Source organism: Rhodococcus sp. BS-15 (assembly GCF_000813105.1).
Classification (GTDB): Bacteria; Actinomycetota; Actinomycetes; order Mycobacteriales; family Mycobacteriaceae; genus Rhodococcoides.
The window spans coordinates 1-8,891 of sequence record NZ_BAOX01000209.1 but is presented as its reverse complement, the minus strand read 5'-3'; the positions used below and the strand labels follow the sequence as shown (position 1 = coordinate 8,891).

The 8,891-nt window shown below is 65.0% G+C and carries 10 protein-coding genes; 5 read left to right on the top strand and 5 right to left on the bottom strand.

All coding sequences use genetic code 11. The features are described from left to right. Nucleotides 1–212 precede the first annotated feature (212 nt). The 5 genes from RHBS_RS19680 (at nt 213) to RHBS_RS19660 (ending at nt 6,089) form a co-directional block, all read left to right on the top strand. Nucleotides 213–512, top strand: a complete 300-nt coding sequence (locus RHBS_RS19680; protein WP_128646272.1) for a DUF485 domain-containing protein — start codon at nt 213–215, stop codon at nt 510–512. Further along, nucleotides 512–2,143 carry a cation acetate symporter gene (locus RHBS_RS19675; protein WP_128646271.1) on the top strand — a complete coding sequence of 544 codons (1,632 nt, stop codon included), beginning with the start codon at nt 512–514 and terminating at the stop codon, nt 2,141–2,143. Before RHBS_RS19680 ends, RHBS_RS19675 begins: the two co-directional genes overlap by 1 nt. Before the next feature lie 82 nt (nt 2,144–2,225). After that, nucleotides 2,226–2,657: an SRPBCC family protein gene (locus RHBS_RS19670; protein ID WP_128646270.1), complete on the top strand. Its 432-nt coding sequence runs from the start codon at nt 2,226–2,228 to the stop codon at nt 2,655–2,657. Between the two features lie 49 nt (nt 2,658–2,706). Beyond that, the gene (locus RHBS_RS19665) at nt 2,707–4,338 is read left to right on the top strand and encodes a substrate-binding and VWA domain-containing protein (protein WP_128646269.1); all 1,632 of its coding nucleotides are present in this window, start codon (nt 2,707–2,709) and stop codon (nt 4,336–4,338) included. Nucleotides 4,339–4,436: 98 nt separating this feature from the next. Continuing rightward, nucleotides 4,437–6,089, top strand: coding sequence for a VWA domain-containing protein (locus RHBS_RS19660; protein ID WP_128646268.1), 1,653 nt, complete (start codon nt 4,437–4,439; stop codon nt 6,087–6,089). 1 nt (nt 6,090) lies between these two features. On the opposite strand, the gene RHBS_RS19655 is transcribed toward RHBS_RS19660, so the two are convergent. The 5 genes from RHBS_RS19655 to RHBS_RS31880 all read right to left on the bottom strand — a co-directional run. Continuing rightward, complete coding sequence (locus RHBS_RS19655) at nt 6,091–6,828, bottom strand: energy-coupling factor transporter transmembrane protein EcfT (RefSeq protein ID WP_128646267.1); 738 nt, start codon at nt 6,826–6,828, stop codon at nt 6,091–6,093. Continuing rightward, complete coding sequence (locus RHBS_RS31895) at nt 6,825–7,436, bottom strand: ABC transporter ATP-binding protein (protein WP_306303560.1); 612 nt, start codon at nt 7,434–7,436, stop codon at nt 6,825–6,827. Before RHBS_RS31895 ends, RHBS_RS19655 begins: the two co-directional genes overlap by 4 nt. Then, nucleotides 7,418–7,993, bottom strand: a complete 576-nt coding sequence (locus RHBS_RS31890; RefSeq protein ID WP_306303559.1) for an ATP-binding cassette domain-containing protein — start codon at nt 7,991–7,993, stop codon at nt 7,418–7,420. The genes RHBS_RS31895 and RHBS_RS31890 overlap by 19 nt, the downstream gene beginning before the upstream one ends. Before the next feature lie 38 nt (nt 7,994–8,031). Next, a complete protein-coding gene (locus tag RHBS_RS31885) occupies nt 8,032–8,163 on the bottom strand; it encodes an ATP-binding cassette domain-containing protein (protein WP_306303558.1) in 132 nt (43 codons plus the stop codon). Next, nucleotides 8,160–8,891, bottom strand: a 732-nt coding sequence (locus RHBS_RS31880) for a DUF2232 domain-containing protein (RefSeq protein WP_306303557.1), incomplete at its 5' end; no start/stop codon positions are given. The genes RHBS_RS31885 and RHBS_RS31880, both read right to left, overlap by 4 nt.

The window sequence follows — 8,891 nt, the reverse complement described above, 5'->3', positions numbered from 1 at the left end:
CCGCAGGCTCCACTCCCGCCGCCGCTCAACTGCCATTCTCGACCGCTCGTCGCACACTCCCGCAGCCCATCGTGTGATCGACACCACCTCCTGATTTTGTGACCTGACTCTCACTAATGTTCCGAGTCAGCTACAGCTCACATCTACTTCAGGAGTCCAAGGTGACCGCATCGGAAACCAGTTCGCCACCGGACGCGCAAGCGTTCGTCGACATGCAGGCCAGTCCAGAGTTCCAGGAACTCCGGCGTCGTCTGCGTAGTTTCGTGTTCCCGATGGCCGGGTTCTTCCTGGTCTGGTACGTCATCTACGTGCTGCTGAGCACCTACGCGGTCGACTTCATGGCCACCAAGGTGTGGGGCAACATCAATGTCGGCCTGCTGCTCGGCCTCGGCCAGTTCGTCACGACATTCGCCATCACCGGCATCTACGTGAGGTTCGCCAACCGTGAACTCGATCCTCGCGCCGCAGCCCTGCGCGCCGAGATGGAATCTTCCCAGGGAGCCAAGTCGTGATGACACTTGCCCAGGCCGCCGACACCACCGTCGGTGAGCCACTCGTCAACATCGCCATCTTCGGTGCGTTCGTCCTCATCACGATGGCCGTCGTGATTCGCGCCTCGAAGAAGAACGCGACCTCCGCTGAGTTCTTCACCGCAGGCGGCGGATTCTCCGGGCCGCAGAACGGCGTCGCCATTGCCGGCGACTATCTCTCCGCAGCAAGCTTTCTCGGTATCGCCGGTGCCATCGCCGTCTACGGCTACGACGGCTTCCTGTACTCCATCGGCTTCCTGGTGGCCTGGCTCGTCGCCCTGCTCCTGGTCGCTGAATTGCTCAGGAACACCGGCAAATTCACCATGGCGGACGTGCTGAGCTTCCGGCTCAAGCAGGGCCCGGTTCGTACCGCGGCCGCGTTGTCCACCTTGACCGTGTCGCTGTTCTACCTGCTCGCTCAGATGGCAGGCGCAGGCGGACTCGTCGCACTGTTGCTCGACATCTCAGACCGCACCGGGCAGTCCATCGTCATCGCGGTCGTCGGTGTGCTGATGATCGCGTACGTGCTCATCGGCGGCATGAAGGGCACCACATGGGTTCAGATCATCAAGGCCGTTCTACTGATCACCGGTGCCGCGTTCATGACCGTGCTGGTGCTCGCGAAGTTCGGCCTGAACTTCTCCGAGCTGCTCGGTAGTGCTCAGGCCATGGTCGCCGGATCGGCAAGTGATCCGGTCGCAGCGCGTGACGTCATCGCACCGGGTGCACAGTACGGCGGCAGCGCCACCTCGAAGATCAACTTCCTCTCGCTCGGTATCGCACTCGTGCTCGGCACTGCAGGTCTTCCGCACGTGCTGATGCGCTTCTACACGGTGCCTACCGCCAAGGAAGCTCGTCGTAGCGTCGTGTGGGCCATCGCGCTCATCGGTGCGTTCTACCTGTTCACCCTCGTGCTCGGCTACGGTGCCGCAGCGATCGTCGGACCCGACCGCATCCTGGCCTCGGCCGGCGGTCAGAACTCCGCGGCTCCGCTGTTGGCCTTCGAGCTCGGCGGCGTGATCCTGCTCGGTGTCATCTCGGCGGTCGCCTTCGCGACCATCCTCGCCGTGGTCGCCGGCTTGACGATCACCGCCTCGGCGTCGTTCGCTCACGACATCTACGCGAGCGTCATCAAGAAGGGCAAGGTGGACGACAAGAAGCAGGTCAAGGTCTCGCGCATCACGGCCGTCGTCATCGGTCTGCTGGCAATCGGCCTCGGCATCCTCGCCAACGGTCAGAACATCGCGTTCCTGGTGGCACTCGCGTTCGCCGTTGCTGCGGCCGCGAACCTGCCGACCATCCTGTACTCGCTGTTCTGGCGTCGATTCACCACCACCGGCGCACTGTTCAGCATGTACGGAGGCCTGATCTCCACGATCGTGCTGATCATCTTCTCCCCGGCTGTCTCCGGATCGCCGACGTCGATGGTTCCCGGCTCGGACTTCGCCTGGTTCCCGCTGTCCAACCCGGGCATCGTGTCGATCCCGCTGGCATTCATCCTCGGCATCGTCGGAACCCTGATCTCGAAGGACACCGAGAACACCGACAAGCAGGCCGAGATGGAGGTTCGCTCCCTCACCGGTATCGGTGCGGAGAAGGCCAGCGCTCACTAGTCGCTAGCAGGCTTCACCGAGAATGTCCGTGTGAGCAAGGCCTCACACGGACATTTTTCGTTCAGCGGTTACCATCCCTGCTGTGGCCAAGCTGAAGGTTTCCCTCGACGTCCCACTGACCCCCGAGCAGACGTGGGCGCACGCGTCCGATCTGTCCGGCTACGAGCAGTGGCTCTCCATCCACGAAGCGTGGCGCGGTGAGCTGCCTGACCAACTGGCCGTCGGCACCACCCTGGACTCCATCGCCAGCGTGAAGGGCATGCGCAACCGGGTGTCCTGGAAGATCGAGTCCTACGATCCGCCCAAGAAGCTCGAGCTCAAGGGCAACGGCAAGGGCGGCGTCAAGATCGGCCTGAACCTGACCGTGACATCAAAGGGTGACGGCTCCGAGATCACCATCGACGTCAATCTCGGCGGTGCACCACTGTTCGGTCCGATCGGCTCCGGCGTCGCGCGCGCTCTCAAGGGCGATATCGAGAACTCGCTGAAGACGTTCGTCAAGATCTACGGCTGACGGGGCAGAAGTGGAGCCTGTGGAACGACCGATGAAGTAGGAGCGCGCCATGCCAGGTAGACACAGTGCCCCGTCGTCCACCTCGAGCAGCCGAGGAATCGCCAAGTACGGCGTCGTCGCCGTAGTTCTGCTGCTCGTGGTCGGCGGCGGCGCGTTTTTCGCGCTGAAGGCCTTCGGGTCCGCCTGCGGCGACACGCAGTCCTACTCTCTGGCCGCGGATCCGGCGATCGCGCCGGTGCTGCAGCAGATCGTCGACAACACCTCCGCCGAGGACCTGGGTTGTGCCGGTGTCGAGGTCATCGCCACCGAGTCGGGTCAGGTCTCGGCCGCGGTGGCCAAAGGCGACGATGTTCCCTCGCTGTGGGTTCCGGATTCGTCACTGTGGATCGGTAAGACCGTGCGGTCCACAGCGTCGTTGATCGACCTGGCCAGTCAGTCGGTGGCAGGCAGCCCGGCTGTGCTCGCTGCCCGCAAGGACGAAGTGCCGTTCTTCGACACCTGGCTCACCGCATTGAAGCTCGAGGGTCTGCGCATCGGTAACCCGTTGGCCAACACCACATCCGACGCGGCCATCCTGGGCGCGGTCGCAGAAGCAGGATCGGACGAGACCGCCCTCGACGCGGTCTCGGCGGCGCTCGTTCCCATCGCTCAGGCTCAGGCCGCCACGCGCGGTGAGGCCGATCCGACGGTGCGACTCGACGATCTCGTCGCCGACGGAGGTGTCGCGGTGGTCTCCGAGCAGGCCTTCCTGGCCTACCAGCAGGAGAAGAGCGTCGAACTGGGCGCGACGGTGCCGCCGACGGGCACCATCTTTCTGAACTTTCCGCTGGCGGTGACCGAACCCGCAGGCGATCGACACGAGACCGCGAAGTCCGTCGGGACGGCACTGGCCACGGCCATCGAATCCGAACAGGGGCAGCAGGCTCTGTCCGAGGCCGGGTTTCGGTCCGCGGACATGGCCCCTCTCGATTCCGATCGTGGCATCGGGGATGTCACGCCCCTGACGATTGCCGATCAGCAGGCCGCCGAGTCGACGCTGCGGGAGTACCAGGTGTTGGCGCTTCCGTCGCGGACTCTCGTGATGGAGGATGTCTCCGGATCGATGAACTACAGCGCCGGGGCGAATTCACGTATCGCCATGACGGTGCAGGCCAGTGAGACCGGAAACCGGCTGTTCCCCGACAACGCGTCGATGGGATTGTGGGCGTTCTCGATCGGACTCGGTGGCGACTCTCAGGACTACCGAGAGTTGGCACCGATTCGGCGAATGGACGAACAGGTCGGCGACACCAGTCAGCGCGAGGTGCTGCTGCAGCAGATCCGCAGCCTTCCGTCCCTGGTCGGCGGGGGTACCGGGTTGTACGACACCACGTTGGCCGCGTTCCGTACCGTGCAGCAGGGCTACGACCCCGATGCCGTGAACAGCGTCATCATCCTCACCGACGGCACCAACGAGGACCCCGACAGCATCTCGCTCGACGAGCTGCTGTCGACTCTGCGCGCCGAGCAGGACCCGTCCAAGCCGGTCGTCATCGTCACCATCGGCATCACCGATGATGCAGATGCCGGTGTGCTGCAACAGATTTCGGCCGCGACGGGCGGTACGAGCTTCGTCGCACGAAATCCTGCGGAGATCCCCAACGTGTTCGTCAATGCGCTCAGAAGCCGCTCCGGTCGTTGAGAAGGCTACTATGCTGTGCGTCGCGTCACTTGACGAGTGTGCGTACGGTTGCTCTCGTCGTGTGAGCGCAACGGGTGCCGAGCAGGGGGTTTGCATAGATGTCGGGACGTCACAGCGGTAGTGCGCGCAGGTCCGGGTCGGCCGTCATCTGGGCGGTGGTCGCCCTGGTGGCCGTCGTCGTCGTGGTCGGTGGATTCTTCGGAGTGCAAGCGGTGCGCGCATCCGGTGCGAACTCCTGCGATTCCCTCGACACGGTCTCGCTCGCGGTGGACACCTCCATCGCCGAGCCGGTGCAGCAGATTCTCGCGCAGGCAGGCGAGGTCGAGCGCGGTTGCGTGAACTTCGAGGTGCGAGCAGAACGTCCCACCGATACGGCGACGGAGATCGCGGGTGCCGAAAATCGCCCGGACCTGTGGATCCCGGATTCGACGCTGTGGCTGCTCAAGACCCTCCGCTCGACCGGAGCGCTACCCGAGCTGGCCAAGACCTCCGTCGCGAACACACTGCCGGTCCTGGTTTCGAAGTCCGATGCCGTGCCGGTGACCGATACCTGGCTCAGCGTGCTGCAGCTTCCCGATCAACGCATCGGTGATCCACTGACCAGCAGCGCCTCGAATGCCGCGATCCTCGGTGCGCTGGCCGAATCCGAGGTGGCGATCTCCGACGCCAAGGCCGTGTCGGCCGCACTGGTGCCCATGGCTCAGGACTTCGGGCGGATCGCGGATGCCCCACACGACACCCCCGATCTGGTGGCCCAGGTGGCTGCGGACGGTGGTACCAGTGTGGCCACCGAACAGGCACTGCTCGCGTACGAGGCCGACAATCCGGGATCGGCTCTGGCGGAGTCGGTTCCGCCGACCGGCAGCTACTTCCTCAATTACCCGCTCGCCGTGACCGCACCTGCCGGCCCCGAGTACGACCGCGTCAAGCAGGCCGGAGCTGCCTTGGGCTCGGTTCTCGCCACCGCGTCGGCTGCCGACACCCTGGTCACAGCAGGCTTCCGGACATCGAGTGGCACACCACTTCCCGACGGCCGAGGCGTCGGGTCCGTCGCGTCGCTCGAGATCAAGAACCCGCTGTCCATCGAAACGACGCTGCGGGATTGGGCCGTGCTCGCGCTACCGCTGCGCACCCTCGTCGTCGAGGACGTGTCGGGTTCGATGGCCGCGAAATCGGGTGACTCCACGCGTATCGCGCTGACCGTCGACGCGTCGATAGGTGCCAACTCGCTCTTCAGCGATCAGACGCAGATGGGGTTGTGGGCGTTCTCGATCGGACTCGGCGGTGGAAAGCAGGACTACCGCGAGCTGGTGCCGATGGGTAAGGCCGACGGTACGTTCAACGGAAAGTCGCAGCGCGACGCCATTCTCGATTCGATCCGAGGCCTCCCGGCTCTCGTCGGGGGCGGAACCGGGCTCTACGACACCACGTTGGCTGCGTTTCGAAGGGTCAAGGAGGGATACGACCCCAACTACGTCAACAGCGTCATCATCCTGACCGACGGAGCCAACGAAGACGAGGGCAGCATCTCCCTCGACCAGCTACTGGCGTCGCTGCAGCAGGAGCAGGATCCGGTGCGCCCCATCGTGATCATCACCGTCGGCGTCACCGGTGATGCAGATCCGGTTGCGCTGCAACAGATCTCGGCTGTAACCGGCGGAACGAGCTATGTCGCCGAGGATCCGCGAGACATCCCGGACGTGTTCGTCAAGGCGTTGAACTCGCGCACCGAACGTCTCGCGGGCGAGTAGGTCAGCTCCACAGGAAGCTGATCGTGATGGCAGCGGCGCAGGCCAGAGTCACCACGGTCAGCGTCACCGCGTCGGAGGCCTTGAAACGCGCTTCGGTGGCGGTGATCATTCCGGTGCCTCCGCGCGCGGTGATGGCCCCACCCATTTCGTCGGCCCGTCTGATGGCAACCGACATCACCGTCGTCACGATGTCGACCAGAGAATTGTCCGACGCGCTGTTGACGACCGGCTTGGGGCGCAGGCGTCGGGCAGCGTTGAGGGTGCGCATCTCTTCGATCAGCAACGGAAGCGACCGCAGGCTCAGGGCCACGGCGATCGCCCACTCGTCGACGGGCAACTTCAGCTTCTTCAGCGGCGTGCCCAGTTTGGAGACCGCAGGGGCGATGTCGCTCATCGAGGTGGTCCAGCCGATCATCATCGATGCGCCGAGCAGGACGAAGATGAACAGCGTTGCGCGCAGATACACCAGCACTGCCGCGCCGCCGATCGGCAGGTTGATCAGGGCCCCGACGCCGAACAAGGCCCAGATCCACCACGGCGGACGCGGCAGTGCGGTGATCGGGACATGCGCGATGATCGCGGCGATGACCAACAGCGCGAACACGATTCCCAGGGCGGGCCACGTCGGTGCCACCACGAGAGTGATGCTCAGCAGCAGCACGGCGACGAGTTTGGTGCCGGCCCACAGACGGTGGATCGGTGAGAATCGCGGGACCTGACGCAGTACGACGGTGGTCACGAGTGCACGCTCCCCAGGATCGAATCGGAGACGATGTGGCCGTCGGCCATCGTGATGGTGCGGCTGCAGACGGTGTCCATGCCGTCCACGTCGTGCGAGATGACGACGATGGCGACGCCGCGATCGCGCAGTCCGGCGAGAACGCCGATGATGTCGTCGCGTCCGGGAGGGTCGAGCCCGGCCAGCGGTTCGTCGAGAACCAGCATGCGAGGCCGACGCGCAATCAGTCCGGCCAGCACCACGCGTCGCATCTGACCACCACTGAGCGAATCGATGTCGCGAGCGGCCAACGACCTGTCCAGGCCGACGGCATCCATCGCGGACGATACTGTGGCAGAACCTGTTTCGGGACCGGCAGCGGCAGCGATGTCCTCGGAGACGGTACGCCGCTGCAACTGCAGGCGAGAGTGCTGAAACGCGAGCCCGACATCGCCGACGCGTGAGGTCATCGCCTTGCCGCCGAGCCGGGCGGTGCCATTGGTCGGGCCGGTGAGGCCGGCCATGATCCAGGCGAGAGTGGATTTGCCCGAACCGTTGCCACCGAGAACCAGCACACCCTCACCGCGTTTGACGGTGATGTCGACGCCGTTCAGGCTGCCTGCGCCCACGGGGTGCGGCGGTTGTACGTGTGCTCGACGCCGCTCAGTTCGAGGAGACGTTCACTCGAATTGTCGTGCAGAGCAGCAGGATTCTCCGTTCGAGCGTGCATCCACGTCGTGTCGTGCTGCACCTGATAGCCCTCGTGCAGATGTACGACGCGATCTGCTGCGACGGTCTCGGAGACATGGTGGGTGACCAGCACGACCGACATCTCGTGCCTGCGAGGCAGTTCGGCGAGGAGCGAGACCAGATGTTCGCGCCCGGAGGCGTCGATCATCGCGGTTGCCTCGTCGGCGATGAGAAGCGCAGGGCGGCGAGCAAGTGCTGCGGCGACGGCGAGTCGCTGCATTTCGCCACCGGACAGGGAGGCGGTGTCGCGCGCTCCCATGCCGCCGAGTCCGACCTCGTCGAGCAGGGCTTCGACGTCGGGGCGCGAATCGCCGGGTGGCAATCCCCACACCACGTCGTCGGCGACGCGGGTGCCGAGGATCTGACTTTCGGGGCGCTGCAGCACCACCGCCGTACCGCCGTACCGTCCAAGACCGGTCGAGCCGGGCCTGTCCACAGTTCCCTCCGACGGATCGAGACCGGCGAGGATCCGCGTCAGCTCGATTTGCCGGAACCGTTGTGGCCGACGATCGCCACGAATTCACCGGTTTCGATGCGGAGGTCGACGCCGGTCAACGCGGACGTCGTGCTTCCCTGGTAGCGGAATCCGACTGCGGTGAGTGTCACCGGTAGCGGCCCGATCTCGTCGTCGGCGCTCGAGCCAGAGGTTCGGGGGTGGGAATGGTGGAGAGGCGGTCGAGGATCGCGGTGAGGATGAGCCACGCGAACAGCGTTCCGGTGACGATGCCGAAGGCGATCGACCCGCCTACCCACCACCACCAGTTGTCGAGCACGGTCGTGGAGCCGGTGCGGATCACGTCGGCAACGCCTTGCAGTGCCGATGTGCGCTCGAGCAGTCGAGAAATGCCCTCGAAGGTGTTGCGGAGAGTCTCGAGGAACAGCTCGCGCAGCGGAACGAGAACGAGCAGCATCAGCACGGTCAATGCGCCGAGCGCCGGCCCGACGACCGTCGAAGTGACGAGAACGCCGAACAGTCCTTGCTTCTTGCGCTTCGCCCGCCCGACCAGGCCGCCCAGAAGGGCAGCGCTGGCAACACTGATGGCGGTCTGGGTACCTGCCGCGACAAATCCGACGAGGGTGCCGGCGACCGCAGAGGTGACCAGTGCACGAGTCCGATACCGGAGCGCGACCACCGACATGGGAATCGCTGCGACGACCTGAAGGATCGTCGCCATCGGTACCAACACACCGATCACCGTCAACGCGACGGTGAAGCTGCTCATGACGGCAGAGGTCGCCATCTCCTGCGGACCGAGGGGACCGGACTTGGGCGTGCGCACGGGCTGGGTCAGCGGCTGCGCTGGCTTGTGGCCGGTCCTGCTGCGCGACGGCTG